The organism is Polymorphospora sp. NPDC051019, from assembly GCF_040683055.1.
Taxonomy (GTDB): Bacteria; Actinomycetota; Actinomycetes; order Mycobacteriales; family Micromonosporaceae; genus Polymorphospora; species Polymorphospora lycopeni.
The window spans coordinates 1-17,432 of the sequence record NZ_JBFBCH010000028.1 but is presented as its reverse complement, the minus strand read 5'-3'; the positions used below and the strand labels follow the sequence as shown (position 1 = coordinate 17,432).

Below are 17,432 nucleotides of genomic sequence, written 5' to 3'. Positions count from 1 at the left end.
GCCGGCCCGGCCGCCGCGCCCACGCCACCGGACCCGCCGGCCGTAGACGCCGACGCCGGATCGTCGACCAGCGGCAGCACCGGCGGCCTCGTCCGGTCGGCGGAGTGGCCGAGCACCCGCAACGCCGCCAGCGCCGCCAGCGGCACCGTCGTCGCCGCCGCCGCGCCCGCCACGTTGAACGCCGAACCGCCCATCACGCCGCCGATCACGGTGGCGACCGCGATACCGCCCATCCCGGCCCGCACCGCCGGGTAGATGCCGAACAGCCGCTTCAGGCCACCCCAGGTACGCAGCAGCGCGAACCACACCAGCACCGCGCCGACCAGCGCGATCACCGTCAGCGAGCTGCCGACCAGCGCCTCCATGTTCGCGGTCGCCGTACGCTGCACGGTCATCCCGCTGGTGCCGTCACCGAGCGCGCCGAGGAACCGGCCGAGGCTGCCCCGCTCGGCGACCGGCCGGCGCAGGTCGATCACCGCGAACCCGGCCGTGACCGCCAGCCCGGCCATCGTCGCCCAGGCGACCCGGGCCAGGCTGAGCCAGCCGCCGGTGCTGATCGCCGCGGCGATGGCGACCCCGGCCGTCAGCGCGACCGCGCCGACCGGGTCGGCGCCCAGATAGGGGCTGCCGACGACGACCACCCCGATCCCGCCGACGGCGACCATGACCGCCGGCCGCCACGTACGCCGTACCTGCTGGGCCAGGCAGCCGGCGGCGAGCAGCACCCCGGCGACGAAGACGCCGAGGCCGACCACGCCGACACCGGCGTACCGGCCGCCCTCCAGCGCGGAGTAGCCGGTGACGCCGTTGAGTTGCAGCTGGGCGCCGGTGAGCACGTCGACGCCGACCACGACGGCGGCGATCGTCGCCGCCGTACCCATCGGTCCGAGCGTGGCCGGGTACGGCCGGCTCAGCCGCACCACCGCGGTCGCCAGCGCCAGCGTGACCAGCGCCACCGCGCCGAAGAGCAGCCCGGCGTGGGTGGCCCGCCACCAGGGCACGACGTCGGCCAGCAGGGCGGCCGGGATCGCCAGCGCCGCCGCGACCAGCAGCACCTCGACGACGGCCACGACCCGGGGCGGCACCGGCGCCGGACCGGGCGGCCCGCCGTGCGGCCGGGCCCGGCGCAGCAGCGGCACCACGGCGACGGCCAGCAGCACCTGGAAGACGGCGAGCAGGCCGAAGAACCAGTCGGCGACGGTCCGCTGGGCGCGGGCCTCCCGGTCGGCGTCGTTGGGGGCGACGACCGCCTCGGGCAGGTCGGCGGGGCGGCCGACGACGGTGCTGGCGGGGTGGCCGACGAAGAGCCGCTCCGGCATCGGCCGGCCGAGCACGGCGACGACGGTCGGGGCGATGTCGACCAGTTGCAGGTAGCCGTCGCGCTGGGTGCTGGCCGAGGTCAGCCAGCCCGCCTCCCAGCCCGGGCCGTCGGCGACCGCGACGTGCAGCCGCGACGACTGGTCGGTGTCGGAGACCCCGGCGACCAGCACCAGCGACCGGTCCGGCCGGGCGTCGAGGACCCGGGCCAGCTCGGCGTCGGCGCGGGCGGCGGCCGCGGCCCGCTCCGCCGGGTCCTCGCCGCTGACCGTGCCGAGGTCGACGATGCTCAGTACGCACGACGCCAGCAGGTCGCCCGGGTCGGCGGGCAGCTCCGGCTCGTACCGGTCGACCCGGCCGAACGGGCGGGCGGCGGCGACGGCGGCGCCCGGGCCGACCGCGACGGTGCAGCGCATCGACTCGGCCAGCGCCCCCGGCACGGTCCCCCACGGCAGCCGCTCCTGGTTGTAACGGACCGCGGTGCGCTGGTCGGGCAGGTTGGCGCCGATGCCGTCGGGCTGCTCGACGACCACGTCCGACGGCGGGCACTCGCCGGTGACGGGGTCGGCGTCCCAGGCGGCGTAGCTGCCGGCGCCCAGGGTGAGCCAGCCGTCGACGGGGCACGTCGGTTTGCGGGCCGAGCGTACGGCCAGCGAGCCGATCGAGCCGCGTTCGGCCATCGCCCACAACGTCGGGGTGTTCTCCTGGCTGACGTCGTCCCAGCGCAGCCCGGCGACCCCGACGACGACCGCGTAGTCGGCGGAGCCCTGCGGCGCGCCGGTGGCCGGCCGTACCACCAGGGCCGCGATCGCGGTGACCACCACCAGGGCGGTCAGCAGGATCGGCAGGACGCGACGCAGCATCAGGCGCGTCCCCCGGCCGTGCCGCCGTCGCCGGCCCGCCGGTCGGCGACGCCCCCGCCGGCCGGGACCAGTTCGGCGTAGACGGCCGCGAGCTCCGCGACGGTGTCGGCCTCGCGCGCCCAGGTGGCGGCCCGTTCCGGACCCAGCCGGCCGAGTTCGGCCCGGCGGTCGTCGTCGGCGAGCAGGTCGCGTACGGCCGTGTCGACGGCGTCGACGTCGCCGGGCGGCACCAGCACGGCGGCGTCGCCGACGAGGTCGGGGATGCCGCCGACCCCGGTCGCGACCAGTGGCACCCCGGCGTGCAGCGCCTCCTGGGCGAAGAGTTGCCGCGCCTCCCAGTCGCTGGTGACCAGGGCCAGGTCGGCGCCGGCGAGCAGGTCGGCGATGTCGGTGCGGTGCCCGAGCAGGGTGACCGGGGCCCGGGAGGCGGAGACCCGGGCGGCGAGCTGGATGTAGCTGGGGCCGCTGCCGGCGATCACCACGACCGGCGGCGGGTCCAGGGACCGCCAGCGGGCGGCGGCGTCGACGAGGATGTCGTAGCGCTTCTGCGGGTGCAGCCGGCCCACCGAGACGATCAGCGGCTGGCCGGCGGCGACGCCGAACTCGGCGCGTACGGCGGACCGGCCGCGCCGTGGCGCGGGCAGGGCCGGCGCGGCGACCGGCGCGAGCCGGGCGTCGCGGGCGCCGAGCGCGCGGGCCCGGTCGACGAGGTCCTGCGAGGCGCCGAGCGCGACCCGGGCGGCGCGGGCGACGACCCGCTCGACCAGCCGCGACACCCGCCCGCGCAGGCCGGTGGCGAGGACCGCGTTGTGCCAGGTGACGACGAGCGGCTGGGCCGGCCGGGCCAGGGCGGCGACCAGGCCGGCGCGCAGCCCGTGGGCGTGTACGACGTCGACCGGCCCGGCGAGCACCCGGCGCAGCGCGGCGACCGCCCGCCCGTCGGCCGGGGTCGGGTTGGCCGGGATCTCCACCGCGACGAAGCGGGCCCCGGCCGCGGTGAACCGGAACTGCTCCTCGGTGCCGGCGGGGCCGCACACCGTGACGGAGGCGCCGGCGGTGGCCAGCCCGCGGGCGACGGAGGCGACGTGCTGGCCGACGCCGCCGGTGCTGGAGGCGAGGACGAGCGCCACCGCGCCCGTGAAGTGCGTAACCGTTGCGTCCGCCTCGGTCACCGCGGATCCGTCCCCTCTGCGTCGTCGTGCCGGTCGGGGCCGTCGCGACGGCCCCCGCGCAGCCGGCGCCCGACCGCTGCCACCATCGGACGCAGGTCGTGGCGGTCCAGCGGGTAGGCGACACCGGCGAACACGAGCGCCACGACGGCTCCGGCAAGCATGCCCTGCAGCAGTGCGACGGTGTGCGCCGGGGTGCCGCCGCCGGCGTCCGCCGCAGGCCAGAGGCTCAGGCCCGCCCCGGCCAGCCAGTTGCCGACCACCGTACCGGCCAGCGCGGCGAGGCCACCGGCCAGCAGGGCGACGCCGGCCGCCCGGGGCAGGCCGGCGACGGCGCCCGGCCCGGCCCGGCGGGCGACGGCGACGACCAGCACCGCGCCGAGCACCACCATCCCGACCGAGTTGGCGCCGGTCACCGCCGGCACCCGCTGGTCGTCGGGTACGGCCGCGGCCAGCAGCACGGCGGCGGCCGGTACGGCGAGCCAGCCGAGCCCGGTCGCCACGGCGGCGGCGCGGGTGTCGCCGCGGGCGTACAGCGCCCGGGACAGCACCGCGAACAGGCCGTAACCGAGCAGTCCGGGGGCGAACCCGACGATGCCGGCGGCGGCCTGTTCGGCGGCCACCCCGGTGAAGAAGAACTGGGCGACCAGGCGGGCGACGGCGGTCAGCGCGGCGGCACCGAGCGTCGCCAGCAGCAGCACCCGCCGGACCGTCGGGGCGAGGGTGGCCCGGTAGCCGTCCTCGTCGCCGGTGGTGTGCGCGGCCGCCAGGGCCGGGTAGGCGGCGACCGCGAGCGGCACCGCCAGCACCGACCACGGCAGCAGGTAGATCGTCTGGGCCAGGTTGTAGGGCACGACGGCGTCGACGCCGGTCGCGCCGCCGGAGACCAGGTTGAGCGACACCAGCAGGGCGACCTGCTGCCCGGCGACGGTGACCGCGCCGGCCACCGCCAGCCCGCCGACGCGGCGCCGGGCGTCGGCGTCGAACGCGTACGTCGGCGCCGGCCGCAGCCGCAGCGCGCGCAGCGGGATCAGCAGCGACAGGGACAGTACGACCACCCCGGCGGTGGTGCCGACGGCGAGGATCAGTTCGCCGGCCAGGTCGACGCCGGCGATGTCGACGCCGCGGCCCTGGGTGCCGGCGAAGACGAGGTAGGCGGCCATGACGGTGACGCTGGACAGCAGCGGGGCGATGACCGGCCAGGCGAACCGGCGGTGTGCCTGCAGCACGCCGGTGAGCACGATCCCGATGCCGTACAGCGGCAACTGCGGGGCGAAGATCCGCAGCATCCGGGCGCCGACGGCGACCTCGGCCGGGGTCGGGTCGTTGGCGATCGCGGCGACGATCGGACCGGCGAACACGGCGACGACGACGGCCAGCGGCACCAGCAGGGTGACCGTCCAGGTGAGCAGGGCGCCGGTGGTGGCCGCGACCGCGGCCCGGTCGCCGGCCGCGATCGCGCCGGCCAGCAGCGGTACGACGAGACTGGCCAGCGCCCCGCCGGCCACGATCTCGAAAATGATGTTGGGGACGGTGTTGGCGATCAGGTAGACGCCGCCGAGGTCGGTGCCGCCGACGACCCAGGTGAACACCCCGGTACGGGCGAACCCGGCCAGCCGGCTCGCGACGGTCAGTACGGCGATCAGCGCGGCGGCGCCGGCGATCCGACCGGCGCCGGTGACCGTACCCGGCGTGCCCACGTCAGGCGCTGCGCCGGCCCAGCGCGTCCAGCTCCCGCAGTCCCGGGGTGCGCTGGATCACCTGGGTGAAGCTGACCTTCTCGCTGGCGGCGGTCAGCGCGGTGACGACCGCGAGGATCCCGGCCCGGCCCAGCGGCCCGCTGCGCGCGGCCAGCGCCACCCCGAGCAGCGCGCCGAGCGCGTTGGCGCCGGAGTCGCCGAGCATGACCCGCTCGTCGAGGTCGTCGGGCAGCAGCGCGGCGGCGGCACCGACCGGCCCGGCGGCCAGCCCGCCGGCGGGGCCGGACACCAGCGGGGCGCCGAGCAGCAGCCCCGACTTCAGCGCCCGGCCGGGGCGCAGGTCGAGCAGGTTGACCAGGTTGGCGGTGCCGGCGACGACCCCGGCGCCGAGCAGCACGTCGACGACCCGGCCGGCCCGGCGCTGCCCGCGGCGGTGCCGGTGGCCGCGTACGGCCGGGTCGGCGGCGAGCAGGGTCGCGGCGGCGAGTCCGGCCGCGCCCACCCCGGCGATCTTCACCAGGCCGCTGGTGACCCGCCCGTCCCGCAGCGCGGACAGGTGGCCGGCGAAGCCCTTGGCCGTCTTCTGGTCGGGGCGGGCGCCGACGACGTCGTCGTAGAGGCCGACTGCCCCGGACGCGAGTCCGGCGACCGCGGCGGCGGCACCGGACGCGGGGCCGGGTGCCCCGGCGGCAGCCGCCACCGACGCCCCGACGGCCAGCGCCGGGCCGGCGGCCAGGGTCACGGTACGGCCACGGAAGTTGGTGCGGTCCAGGGCCGGCGCCCGTGGGGTGGCGGTCACGGCCCCCAGCGCGGCCCGGGCGGCGAGCACTCCGGCGCCGGCCACCAGCAGGCGGCCGGCGAGACGTCGGGCGTTCACTCGGTCAGCTTCGGCACGAGCGAGGCGGCGCCGCTGTTGACGCCGTACTGGCCGGCCCGGTTGAACATGAACTGTTCGGTCAGGGCGAGCGCGGTGACCAACTGGCCCTGCAGCGTGTTGGCGTGGTCGACGGTCGAGATCGTCTTGGAGAGGGTGGGGTCGCCGCGGACGACCGCGACGACGTTGCCGCCACTGGCACCGCTGCCGGCGACGACGAGCGGCCCGACCCGGTCGAACTGCACGGCGACGGTGACCACGGCCGAGTCCTTCTTGGCGAAGTCCCGGTCGACGTACGGCTGGCCGGTGACCAGCAGGACCGCCTGGGCCGGGGTGCCGATCTGCTCGTCGGCGTTGATGTAGCCGGCGGTGCGGTAGGCGCTGAGCACCGACTTGACGTCGGCCTCGGTGACCGGCGGGGTGCCCTGCGGGCGTTCGAGCAGCACGTTGGCCAGCAGCGCGGCCGATGTCTCCACGCCGTCGCTGTTGCGGGGCAGGTCCGCGGCCGGCACGCTGGTCGGCAGCGCGCGGGTGGCGAGTTCGAGCAGTTCGGTGCCGTTCTCCGGGTCGACGAACTTGTCCAGCACCTCGACCCGCCCGGTCACGCTGGCCCCGGCGGTCTCGAGCATCGCGGTGACCCCCTCGACGTGGTCCTGGCCGGACGGCAGCACCACGAGCGCGACGCGCCGGTCGGTGAGCTTGCCGGCGAGCATCACCGGGGCGGCCTCGGCGACGAAGTCCTCCTCGAGGTCGACCTCCCGCTGGAGGCTGCTGACCGACTCCCGCAGCTGCTGGTTGTCCTTGCGCAACGCGTTGACGTTGTCCTTCAGCGAGTCCGCCACCGGTCCGTTCAACGCCGCTGTGCCGACGACCAGGCCGATGGCCAGCGCCAGGAACACCGCGGTGAGCGATACCACGTGGTACCGGAAATTGATCACGCCTGAAGCCCCTTGAGCAACGGGGGACTAGAAGAGCCGTCCCAGAAGCTGTCCGATCTGGAAGACCAGATTGTCCCACCATTCGGAGGCGACCCCGAGATAGGCCTTGCCGACGGTGGACACCGCCACCGCCGACGCCATGGCGGCCACCGCCGACAGCACCAGCAGCAGCAGCGACGATCCGGAGATGTTCTGCCGGTAGAGCCGGCTGACGCCCTTGGCGTCGACCAGCTTGCCACCGACCTTGAGCCGGGTGAGGAACGTCGACGCCATGCCGCCGCGCCCCTTGTCGAGGAACTCCACCAGGGTCGCGTGGGTGCCGACGGCCACGAGCAGCGACGCGCCCTTCTCGTCGGCGAGCAGCATCGCCAGATCCTCGCTGGTGGCCGCGGCCGGGAAGGTCACCGCCGACAGGCCGAGCTGCTGCACCCGGGCCAGGCCGGGGGCCCGCCCGTCGGGATAGGCGTGCACGATGACCTCGGCGCCGCAACGCAGCACGTCGTCGGTGACCGAGTCCATGTCGCCGATGATCATGTCGGGGGTGTAGCCCGCCTCGACCAGCGCGTCCGCGCCCCCGTCGACCCCGATCAGGACCGGCTTGTACTCACGGATGTAGGGCCGCAGGACGTCCAGGTCGGCCTTGTAGTCGTAGCCGCGGACCACGATCAGGCAGTGCCGGCCGCCGATCCGGGTCTCGACCTCGGGTACGCCGACCCCGTCGAACAGCAGGTCGCGTTCCTGCTTGAGGTATTCCATCGTGTTGGCGGCGAACGCCTCCAACTGCACCGACAGGCCCTCCCGGGCGTCGGCCATCGCCTTGGCGACCGTCTCGGCGTCCTGCCGGACACCGTGCGCCACCGGCTCACCGTCCAGCAGCACCGTGTTGCCGTCGATCCGGACGTTGGCGCCCTCGCGGACCGCCTGGAACACGGTCTCGCCGAGGTCGTCGAGCAGCGGGATGCCGGCCTCGATCAGCACCTCCGGACCCAGGTTCGGGTAGCGACCGGAGACCGACGGCTTGGCGTTGAGCACCGCGGCGACCCCGACGGCGACCAGCGAGTCGGCCGCCACCCGGTCCAGGTCGACATGGTCGATGATCGCGATGTCCCCCGGCCGCAGCCGCCCGACCAGGCGTTTCGTCCGCCGGTCGAGGCGCGCGGTGCCGGTGACGATGCCCGGTTCGACGGTCCGGGTCCGGCGCAAGGTGGGTAGACGCATCGGCACCATCCTGGCATGTGAGGCACAGTTTCCTGTTGCGACATGCCCCGAGCAGAGTCGCAACCTCCAGGGAAGCACACCGGACCGGGAATCAGTGTGGCTATTGTCACACAGGACGTTCAGTGGCGCCGCTCCCGGGACGCCACCGCCAGCAGTTCCTCGGCATGTGCGATACCCAGATCGGAATCCGGCAAACCAGCCAGCATCCGGGCCAGCTCACGGGCCCGCTCGGTGTCCTCGACCACCCGCACCCCGCTGGTGGTGACCGCCCCACCGGTGTCCTTGGCCACCACCAGATGCCGGTCGGCGAACGCCGCCACCTGCGGCAGGTGCGTCACCACCAGCACCTGGTGACTGCGCGCCAGCCGGGCCAGCCGGCGACCGATCTCCACCGCCGCCTGCCCGCCGACCCCGGAGTCGACCTCGTCGAAGACCAGTGTCGGCGGACCGCCCGACCCCGCGAAGACCACCTCGATCGCGAGCATCACCCGCGACAGCTCACCGCCGGACGCGCCCCGTTGCAGCGGCAGCGACGGCGCCCCCGGATGGGCCAGCAACCGCAACTCCACCTCGTCGGCCCCGTCGGGCCCGATCCCGACCTCGACCCCGTCGACGGTCACCGTCGGCTCGCCCCGCCCGACCGGCCGCGGCAGCACCGCCACCTCGATACGCGCGTGCGGCATCGCCAGCCCGGCCAACTCCACCGTCACCTCGTCGGCGAACCGGGCCGCCGCGGCCCGCCGCGCCGCCGTCAACCGCACCGCCAGGTCGGCGACCTCCGCCGCCAGCCGGGTCCGCTCGCGTTCCAGTTCCTCCAGCACGTCGTCGGAACTGTCCAGCTCGGACAACCGGGTGCGGGCCCGCTCGGCCCAGGCGACCACACCGTCGACGTCGTCGGCGTACTTACGGGTCAACCCGCGCAGCACCGCCCGCCGCTCGTAGACCGTCTGCAACCGGGCCGGATCGGCGTCCAGCAAGTCCAGATAGGACGACAGCTCCGCCACGACGTCGCCGACCAGGGTCGCCGCCTCCTCCAGCCGGCCACCGAGGTCGCCGAGCTTGCGGTCCACCCCCGCCTGCGCCTCCAGGGTGCGCCGCGCCATCCCCAGCAGGCTCGTCACGTCCGGGGTCTCGTCGGCGACGTCACCGGCACCGGCCAGCGACACGTACGCCACCTGCGCCGCCGTACGCAGCCCCTCGGCGTGTTCCAGGCGCTGCGCCTCGGCCTTCAGCTCCTCGTCCTCGCCCGGCTGCGGATCGGCCCGGCTGATCTCGTCCAGCCCCAGCCGCAGCAGGTCGGCCTCCTGGTTGCGCTCGCGCGCGTTGCGCCGCCGGTCGGCCAGGTCGTCGGCGACCCGGCGCCACTGCGCGTACGACTCGTGCGCCGTCGCCAGCAGCTTCTCGTGCTCCGGCCCGGCGAACCGGTCCAGCGCGCCCCGCTGCTCGGCCGGGCGCAGCAGCCGCAACTGGTCGGACTGGCCGTGGACCGCCACCACCTGCTCGCCGATCTCGCCCAGCATCGACACCGGCATCGCGCGCCCCCCGACGTGCGCGCGCGACCGGCCCTCGACCGTCACCGTACGGCTCAACAGCAGGCAGCCGTCGTCGTCGGGCTCCCCACCCGCGTCGGCGACCCGGGTGTGCACCCCGGTCGCGGTCGGCTCGGACAGCCGCAGCCGCCCCTCCACGACCGCGCGCCCCGGCTCGGCGCGCACCCGGCCGGCGTCGGCCCGGCCGCCGAAGAGCAGCCCGAGCCCGGTGACCACCATCGTCTTGCCCGCACCGGTCTCACCGGTGATGACGTTCATACCGCCGGTCAACGGCAGCGTGGTGTCCTCGATGACGCCCAGCCCGGTGATTCGAAGCTCTTCCAACACAGGCAATGACAGTAGTGGCGCGGTCCGACGGTTGACCAGCCACAGGCGTGCCACCCGGCGGCGGCGTACGCCCGCACCCGGGGTCCGACCGGGGGTTCCACGGCGGCGGCCCGGCGGTCCCGGGCGTGTCGCCGATCAAGGACCGGGCCGCCCGGACCGTGGCCGCGCCCGGACCACCGCAGCCCGGACCATGGCGGCCCGGACCACCGCCGCCCCTGGCGGGAGTCGGCCCGGACGGTGGGATCAGCCGCGGTTGCCGCGCCAGCCGGCCACCGGCAGGGCGAACTTCGCGACCAGCCGGTCGGTGAACGGCCGCGGCCGCAGCCGGACGATCCGCACCGGCACCGCCCCCCGCTGCACCGTCACCCGCGCCCCCGGCGGCAGGTCGTAGACCCGCCGGCCGTCGCAACACAACACGGCCAGCGTGGTGAACGGGTCGACGGTGATCGAGAACGTCGATGTGGGCGCGGTCACCAGCGGCCGGCTGAACAGGGCGTGCGCGCTGATCGGCACCAGCAGCAGCGCCTCCACCTCCGGCCACACCACCGGGCCGCCGGCCGAGAACGCGTACGCCGTCGAACCGGTCGGGGTGGCGCAGACCACCCCGTCGCAGCCGTACCTCGACAGCGGCCGGCCGTCGACGTCGACCAGCAGCTCCAGCATCTGGGCCCGCTCGCCCTTCTCGACACTGACCTCGTTCAGCGCCCACGACTCGATCGTCGGCCCGCCGTCGAACTCCGCCCGCACGTCCAGCGTCAACCGCTCGTCCACGGTGTACGACCGCTCGACGACGTCACGTACCGCCTGGTCCAGGTCGTTGATCTCGGCCTCGGCCAGGAAGCCGACCTTGCCGAGGTTGATGCCGAGCAGCGGCGCCTTCGCCGGCCGGGCCAGGTCGGCGGCGCGCAGGAAGGTGCCGTCGCCACCGAGCGCGAAGACGATCTCGGCGCCGTCGGCCGGGGCGTCCCCGTCGACCGGCACGATCCCCGGCAGGTCGAGGTCCTCGGCCTCGTCGGCCACCACCCGGACCTCGAAGCCCGCCTCCATGAGGTCGGCCGCCACCGTCCGGGCGTGCTCGGTGCTGCGCCGCCGCCCGGTGTGGGTCACCAGCAGAGCCACCCGACTCATCGGGTCTCCTCCCCAGTACGCGCACCACCGGCCGCCGGCCCGACACCGACGCCGTCCGGACCATCCGGCCCGCCACCTTCGGGGGGTTCGGCGGGCACCGTCGCCGGGCCGGCGGCGACGACCGCCCGTACCCGCTCCGCGCCCACCCCGGCCGCGCCGCGACGCAGCCACACGAAGAACTCGACGTTCCCGCTCGGGCCCGGCAGCGGACTGGCCACCACGTCGGCGAGACCGAGCCCGAGCGCCGCGGCTGCCGCCGCCACGTCCAGTACCGCCTCGGCCCGCAGCTCCGGGTCGCGGACCACGCCGCCGGCGCCGACCCGCTCCCGTCCGACCTCGAACTGCGGCTTGACCATCAGCGCCAGGTCGCCGTCGGTACGTGTGCACGCCGCCAGCGCCGGCAGCACCAGCCGCAGCGAGATGAACGACAGATCCGCCACCGTCAGGTCGACCGGGCCGCCGATCTGTTCCGGGGTCAGCGACCGCACGTTGGTGCGCTCGAAGACCCGTACCCGGGCGTCGCCGCGCAGCGACCAGGCGAGCTGGCCGTAGCCGACGTCGACCGCGACCACCTCGGCCGCTCCCGCGCGCAGCAGCACGTCGGTGAACCCGCCGGTGGACGCGCCCGCGTCCAGGCACCGTCGCCCGGTCACCGCCAGCCCGGCCGGCCCGAACGCGGCCAGCGCGCCGGCCAGCTTGTGGCCGCCCCGGGAGACGTACTCCTGTTTCGGGTCGTCGCCGACGACCCGGACCGGGTCGGCCGGGTCGACCATGGCCGCGACCTTGCGGGCCACGACCCCGCGCACCTGGACCCGCCCGGCATCGACGAGGGCGGCGGCCTGCTCGCGGGAACGGGCCAGGCCACGACGGACGAGTTCGGCATCCAGCCGGGTACGGCGAGCCATGGGTGTCTCCGGGAGGGGCGGGCGGTCAGCCGTGGTCGATGGTGGCGAGGGTTTCCTGGAGCGTGCGGTGCGCCGCCTCGTACTGGGCGATCTGGTCCGCCGGCGGCAGGTCGGCGGCGTTGGCCATCGCCTGGATCGCCGCGTCGACGGCGGGATGGCCGGAGCCGCCCGGGCCGGCGACCGTCGGCAGGACCGGCGCCTCCGGGCCGGACTGCCACCCGCCGTCAGCCGGCGCGGCGGGCCGGGAGCCCGCCGGACCGGCGGCCGGCGGGGCCGGCCGGAACCCACCGGACGGCGGCACGGGACGGGGACCGGGCGGCGGTCCGGGCCGGGCGCCGCCGGGCGGCAGTCCGGGCCTTCCGGGTACGGGCCCGGTCACGCCTCCGCGCTCCCGGCCGGCGGAGCCGCCTTCTTGACCGCCTTCTTCGCGACCGCCTTCTTGGCCGGCGCGGCCTTCTTCGCCGCGGCACGCTTGGGGACGACCCCCTTTGTGGTGGCGGGCTGGTCGGCCGGGGTCGGGGCGGCGGACGTCCGGCTGACCGGCGGCTCGGTGACCAGGTCGGCCGGGGCCGGCTCGAACAGCGGCGACACCGCCTTGCCCGCCTCGGGCCGCTTCGCCACCGTCTTCTTGGCGACGGTCTTCTTCGCGACGGTCTTGCCGGCCGCCGGCTTCGCCGGTCCGGCCTCGCCGGGTACGGACGGCGGGGCACCACCGGCCGGGAGCAGGGCGGCACCGGCCGCCTCCGCGGCATCCGCGCGGGCCCGGGTCTCGATCAGCTCGCGTTCCAGGTCACGTACCCGGGTCGTCAGGTCGGCGACCTCCTCGGCCGTGGCCAGCCCCACCGCGCCCAGCGTCCGGTCCACCTCGAAGCGGACCAGCTTCGTCAGCGCCTCCCGGTTGGCCGCGCTCGTGGTCACCAGTTCCTCGGCCATCGCCTGCAACTGGGCGGCGGTCGCCCCACCGGCGCCGACGAGGTTGCGGGCCACCCGCTCGGCCTTCTTCTTCGACGCCTCGGTCAGCCCGAGGGCCAGCTCGAGGTATGCCCGCCACGCGTCCGGCATGCCCGGTCCCCTTCCCGATCGGCGAATCCTTCGGGTGTCACGCTACCGGGCGCCGCCACCGGGACGGTGCGGTACGGTGCGCAGGACGGGGCGCGCCGTGACGACGTACGCCGATCGGAGCGCGACCACCCGCCCGGCCGGCGCCGTTCCGGCCCCGACGACGAGACGACGATGGAGGCGACAGGTGGCCACGGTTGACGAGTGCCGGCAGGCTCTGCACGATCTGGCGGCCCGGCTCGCCGCCAACGCGGCCAAGGTGCGCGACCGGGTCGACCTCGACCGCACCCTCGCCTGCCGGATCACCGACCTCGGCACCGCGTTCCACGGCCGGCTCACCGACGGCCACCTCGTCGACCTCGCCGACGGCGACGACCCCAAGGCCAAGGTCGCGCTGACCACCTCCAGCGACGACCTGATCGCCCTCGTCCGCGGCGACCTCGACGTCGCCAAGGCCCTCGGCGCCCGGCGGATCTCGATCAACGCCAACCCGTTCGACCTGCTGAAGCTGCGCAAGCTCCTCTGAGGACGGTCAGTCGGCCAGGCCGAGTTCACCCAACGCCGCCCGTGCCGGCTCCGAGTCGCCGACCACCGTCACCGCCTGCCCGGCGGTCCCCTCGTCGCGGTCCGGCGAAGGCGACCACGCCGCGGCGCACAGCGCGGCGAGCGCGTCGAGGATCGGACCGGCCCCGTCGAGCCGCAGCCCGCCGCCGTCGTTTGACACCCGCCAGCCACCGGCTTCCGGCTCCCCCGCCGGCACCCGCACCGCACCGTCCACGTCGAACAGTCCACCCAGGTCGTACCCGACGAAGGTGGGCCGGCGCGCCGCCGGCGCGGCGAGCAGCTCCGGGACGTCGCTGACCCCGGTCAGCACCAGCAGCGAATCCATGCCGGCCCGCACCGCGCCCTCGATGTCGGTGTCGAGCCGGTCCCCGACGACCAGCGGCCGGCTCGAACCGACCCGCTGCGCACCGGTGCGGAACAGCCCCGGAGCCGGCTTGCCGACCACGATGTCCGGATCCCGGTCCAGCGCCGTACGCAGCACCGCCACCAGTGACCCGTTGCCGGGCAGCGGCCCGCGCGGGCTCGGCAGGGTGCGGTCGGTGTTCGTCGCCACCCAGACCGCGCCGGCCCGTACCGCGACCGCCGCCTCGGCCAGTTCGGCCCAGCCGACCCGCGGCCCGTAGCCCTGGACGACCGCGACCGGCTCCTCGTCGGCACGGGTGACCGGGACGAGACCCGCCTCGGCGATCTCGTCCCGCAGCGCGTCGGCGCCGACGACGAGCACCCGGTCGCCGGGAGCCAGCCGCCCGGCGAGTACCGCCGCGGCGGCACCCGCCGAGGTGACCACCTCGTCCGCCCCGGCGGGTACGCCCATCCCGGTCAGCAGCTCGGCGACGTCGGCGGCCCGCCGGGAGGCGTTGTTCGTCGCGTACGACACCGACCGCCCCTCGTCGTGCAGCCGACCGATCGCCTCGACCGCGCCGGGGATCGGCTCGTCGATCAGGTAGACGACCCCGTCAAGATCAAAAATGACCAGGTCGTACGCGTCGACCAGCCGACCCGCGCCCCGCCCGCTCACGAACCGGCCGGCCGGGGCCGCTCACCGCCGGCCGCCTCGTCGCCCCCGGTGCCGGTCACGGCGCTGTCGGCCGCCTCCGGGCCGGTGGGGGCATCCGCCGCCGCCGGGCCGCTCTGGTGCTCCGACGGCTCGTCGTCCACCTCGACCGGCAGGTCCTTCTCGTCGTCGTGGAGGTCCTTCTCGTCCTCCTGCACGGTGACAGCGCCGCTGTCGGCGTACCCGGACTCCTCCACCTCCGTGACGTCGCTCTCCCGCCGGCCGCCGTCGACCACCCGGGCCGCGGCGACCGCCTCGACGGTCTCGCCGTCCGCCGGTACGACGTCCGCGCCGTCCGTCGCCACGCCCGACGCCTCGGACCCGGAACGCTCGTCGCGCCCCTCGGCCTCCTCGTCGGACTCCTCCGCGCCGTCCTCGAACTCCTCGTCGTCGCCCTCGATCAGCACGCCGTCGAGTTCGAGCAGCCGCTCGGCGGCGTCGGTCTCGCCCTCCTCGTCGGCCTCCACCGCCCGGGCGAACCACTCCCGGGCCTCGTCCCGGCGGCCGACCGCCAGCAGCGAGTCCGCGTACGCGTACCGCAGCCGGCCGGCCCACGGCTCGGTGGCCCCGCCGCTCAGCTCGCGTACCTGCAACATCGCCACCGCGGCGTCACCCTGGCCGAGGTCGCCCCGGGCACCGGCGGCCACGATGAGCAGCTCGATCGCGGTCGCCGGGTCGAGCGCGTCCCGGTCCGCGCCACGGAACAGGTCGATCGCCCGCTCCGGCCGGCCGAGCGCCCGCTCACTGTCCGCGAGCACCGCCAGGTGCGTCTGCCGCCCGCTCATCCGGTGGTACGTCCGCAGCTCCGCGATCGCGGTCTGCCACTCCCCGGCCCGGTACGCAGCCAGTCCGACCGCCTCGCGTACGGCCGCGATCCGCGACGCCAGCCGGCGGGCGGCGAGCGCGTGCGCGAGCGCCTCCTCGGGCTCGTCGTCGATCAGCAGGCCGGTCGCCACGAGGTGCCGGGCAACCGTCTCGGCGACCGGCTTCGCGAGCGACAGCAGTTCGGCGCGTACGTCCTTGTCGAGGTCGCTGGCCACGATCTCGTCGGAGAGCTCGGGAGCGCCCGGCGCCGAGGCCCGCTCCGGCTCGCCGGCCGGGCGGTACTCGCCCTGGTCGCGGTGCCCGCCGTCGCGGCGTTCGTCACGGTCGAACCGGCCACGCCGGTCGTCCCCGCCCCGGAAGCCACCCTCACGCGGGCCACGCTCCCGGTCGCCACGGAACCCGCCCTCACGCGGACCGCGGTCCCGGTCGCCACGGAAGCCACCCGGCCGGTCACCGCCCCGCGGCCGCTCCGAACGGAAGCCGCCCTCACGGTCACCGCCCCGGAAACCACCCTCACGGGGGCCACGGTCGCGATCCCCACCGCGGAAGCCGCCCTCACGGGGGCCACGGTCCCGGTCGCCGCCCCGGAAGCCACCCGGCCGGTCACCGCCGTCGCGCTGCCCCGGGCGGTAACCACCGTCGCGGTCGCCGCCACGGAAACCGCCTTCACGCGGCCGTTCGGTACGGAAGCCACCATCGCGGTCACCACCGCGGAAACCGCCCTCACGCGGACCACGGTCGCGGTCGCCACGGAAGCCACCCTCACGGAAACCGCCGCCACGCGAGTCCCGGTCGCCGCCACGGAAGCCGCCCTCACGGGGGCCACGGTCCCGGTCGCCGGCACGGAACCCGCCCTCACGCGGCGGCCCGGAACGGAAGCCGTCCTTGCGGTCGCCGCCACGGAAGCCACCCTCACGCGGACCACGGTCGCGGTCACCACGGAAACCGCTGCCACGCGAGTCCCGGTCGCCGCCCCGGAAGCCGCCCTCACGGGGGCCACGGTCCCGGTCACCGGAACGGAAGCCGCCGCCCTGGGAGTCGCGGTCGCCGCCACGGTAGCCACGGTCGGCACCGTCACGCGGCGGACCGGAACGGTATCCACCGTCACGGTCCCCCGACCGGAACCCGCCACCGTCACGCGGACCACGGTCCCGGTCACCACGGAAGCCACCGGACCGGTCGCCGCCATCACGCGGCCCGGAGCGGTATCCACCGTCCCGATCCCGGTCCCCGCCCCGGAAGCCGCCCTCACGGGGGCCACGGTCCCGGTCGCCGGAACGGAACCCACCCTCACGCGGCGGCCCCGAGCGGAAACCTTCCGCACGGTCTCGGCCGCGGAAGCCGCCGCCCTGGGAGTCGCGGTCGCCGCCACGGTAGCCACGGTCGGCACCGTCACGCGGCGGACCGGAACGGTATCCACCGTCACGGTCCCCCGACCGGAACCCACCACCGTCACGCGGACCACGGTCCCGGTCACCACGGAAGCCACCGGAACGATCGCCGCCATCACGCGGACCACGGTCGCGGTCGCCGCCACGGAAGCCGCCGCCGTAGCCGCCCTGGCGGCCGCCGTCGCGGGCTCCGCCCCGGGAGTCACGATCGTCGCGGTAGCCGCCACGCTGGCCACCCGAGTAGCCGCCCCGGTCCCGGTCACCTCGGTACGGCGGACGGTCGCCCCGCGAAGAAGACCCGTCACGGCCACGATCGGGTCGCTCGTCGTCGCGACGAGGGCGGTTGCCGCCCTCCGGTCCTGAACTCACAGCTATGTCCTTCCTCGGGCCGTCCGTCGACGGCGGCCTAACGCAGTTGAGGGCCGACCCCGGGAAAGGGGGCGGCCCTCAACTATAAGAAGTCCGGCGGTGTCCTACTCTCCCACACCCTCACGAGTGCAGTACCATCGGCGCTGGAGGGCTTAGCTTCCGGGTTCGGAATGTAACCGGG

General features: G+C 75.7%; 14 protein-coding genes, 1 rRNA gene and 1 pseudogene. 2 read left to right on the top strand and 14 right to left on the bottom strand.

Going from position 1 to position 17,432, the window contains the following annotated elements; all coding sequences use genetic code 11:
• Positions 1-83: 83 nt before the first annotated feature.
• The 11 genes and pseudogenes from AB0M79_RS32260 to AB0M79_RS32210 all read right to left on the bottom strand — a co-directional run.
• Positions 84-2,180 (bottom strand): annotated as a pseudogene (locus AB0M79_RS32260) (hypothetical protein); the annotation flags it as partial.
• Positions 2,180-3,352, bottom strand: coding sequence for a glycosyltransferase family 4 protein (locus AB0M79_RS32255; protein WP_364221215.1), 1,173 nt, complete (start codon positions 3,350-3,352; stop codon positions 2,180-2,182). The gene AB0M79_RS32255 and the pseudogene AB0M79_RS32260, both read right to left, overlap by 1 nt.
• Complete coding sequence (locus tag AB0M79_RS32250) at positions 3,349-5,049, bottom strand: lipid II flippase MurJ (RefSeq protein WP_364221212.1); 1,701 nt, start codon at positions 5,047-5,049, stop codon at positions 3,349-3,351. Before AB0M79_RS32250 ends, AB0M79_RS32255 begins: the two co-directional genes overlap by 4 nt.
• 1 nt (position 5,050) lies before the next feature.
• On the bottom strand, positions 5,051-5,926 hold the full coding sequence (locus AB0M79_RS32245; protein ID WP_364221209.1) for a hypothetical protein: 876 nt from the start codon (positions 5,924-5,926) through the stop codon (positions 5,051-5,053).
• A complete protein-coding gene (locus AB0M79_RS32240) occupies positions 5,923-6,861 on the bottom strand; it encodes a copper transporter (RefSeq protein WP_364221206.1) in 939 nt (312 codons plus the stop codon). Before AB0M79_RS32240 ends, AB0M79_RS32245 begins: the two co-directional genes overlap by 4 nt.
• Positions 6,862-6,888: 27 nt before the next feature.
• Entirely contained in the window at positions 6,889-8,079 is a 1,191-nt protein-coding gene (gene steA, locus AB0M79_RS32235; RefSeq protein WP_364221203.1) for a putative cytokinetic ring protein SteA, read from the bottom strand.
• A 119-nt stretch (positions 8,080-8,198) separates the two neighbouring features.
• Positions 8,199-9,956: a DNA repair protein RecN gene (recN, locus tag AB0M79_RS32230; RefSeq protein WP_364221200.1), complete on the bottom strand. Its 1,758-nt coding sequence runs from the start codon at positions 9,954-9,956 to the stop codon at positions 8,199-8,201.
• Between the two features lie 243 nt (positions 9,957-10,199).
• Positions 10,200-11,084 carry an NAD kinase gene (locus AB0M79_RS32225; RefSeq protein ID WP_357534528.1) on the bottom strand — a complete coding sequence of 295 codons (885 nt, stop codon included), beginning with the start codon at positions 11,082-11,084 and terminating at the stop codon, positions 10,200-10,202.
• Entirely contained in the window at positions 11,081-11,989 is a 909-nt protein-coding gene (locus AB0M79_RS32220) for a TlyA family RNA methyltransferase (protein ID WP_357534526.1), read from the bottom strand. The genes AB0M79_RS32225 and AB0M79_RS32220 overlap by 4 nt, the downstream gene beginning before the upstream one ends.
• A gap of 25 nt (positions 11,990-12,014) precedes the next feature.
• Positions 12,015-12,290 carry a hypothetical protein gene (locus tag AB0M79_RS32215; RefSeq protein ID WP_364221364.1) on the bottom strand — a complete coding sequence of 92 codons (276 nt, stop codon included), beginning with the start codon at positions 12,288-12,290 and terminating at the stop codon, positions 12,015-12,017.
• A 74-nt stretch (positions 12,291-12,364) separates the two neighbouring features.
• On the bottom strand, positions 12,365-13,051 hold the full coding sequence (locus tag AB0M79_RS32210; protein ID WP_364221196.1) for a hypothetical protein: 687 nt from the start codon (positions 13,049-13,051) through the stop codon (positions 12,365-12,367).
• Between the two features lie 184 nt (positions 13,052-13,235).
• Here AB0M79_RS32210 and AB0M79_RS32205 point away from each other — a divergent pair, with 184 nt between their 5' ends.
• Positions 13,236-13,574 (top strand): SCP2 sterol-binding domain-containing protein, encoded by a 339-nt coding sequence (locus tag AB0M79_RS32205; RefSeq protein ID WP_357534522.1) that lies wholly within the window; start codon positions 13,236-13,238, stop codon positions 13,572-13,574.
• Between the two features lie 6 nt (positions 13,575-13,580).
• On the opposite strand, the gene AB0M79_RS32200 is transcribed toward AB0M79_RS32205, so the two are convergent.
• Positions 13,581-14,630: an HAD-IIA family hydrolase gene (locus AB0M79_RS32200; protein ID WP_364221192.1), complete on the bottom strand. Its 1,050-nt coding sequence runs from the start codon at positions 14,628-14,630 to the stop codon at positions 13,581-13,583.
• A complete protein-coding gene (locus AB0M79_RS32195; protein WP_364221361.1) occupies positions 14,627-15,667 on the bottom strand; it encodes a Replicase polyprotein 1ab in 1,041 nt (346 codons plus the stop codon). The genes AB0M79_RS32200 and AB0M79_RS32195 overlap by 4 nt, the downstream gene beginning before the upstream one ends.
• Positions 15,668-15,787: 120 nt before the next feature.
• On the opposite strand from AB0M79_RS32195, the gene AB0M79_RS32190 reads away from it, so the two are divergent.
• Entirely contained in the window at positions 15,788-17,245 is a 1,458-nt protein-coding gene (locus AB0M79_RS32190; protein WP_364221189.1) for a hypothetical protein, read from the top strand.
• A 97-nt stretch (positions 17,246-17,342) separates the two neighbouring features.
• Here AB0M79_RS32190 and rrf read toward each other — a convergent pair.
• Positions 17,343-17,432: ribosomal RNA gene (gene rrf / locus AB0M79_RS32185) — 5S ribosomal RNA — on the bottom strand; the annotation flags it as partial.

Excerpts from the sequence above, each read along its gene's own strand:
- steA (WP_364221203.1), bottom strand. The coding sequence starts at position 8,079 with ATGCGTCTACCCACCTTGCGCCGGACCCGGACCGTCGAACCGGGCATC.
- AB0M79_RS32220 (WP_357534526.1), bottom strand. The coding sequence starts at position 11,989 with ATGGCTCGCCGTACCCGGCTGGATGCCGAACTCGTCCGTCGTGGCCTG.
- AB0M79_RS32225 (WP_357534528.1), bottom strand. The coding sequence starts at position 11,084 with ATGAGTCGGGTGGCTCTGCTGGTGACCCACACCGGGCGGCGGCGCAGC.
- AB0M79_RS32210 (WP_364221196.1), bottom strand. The coding sequence starts at position 13,051 with ATGCCGGACGCGTGGCGGGCATACCTCGAGCTGGCCCTCGGGCTGACC.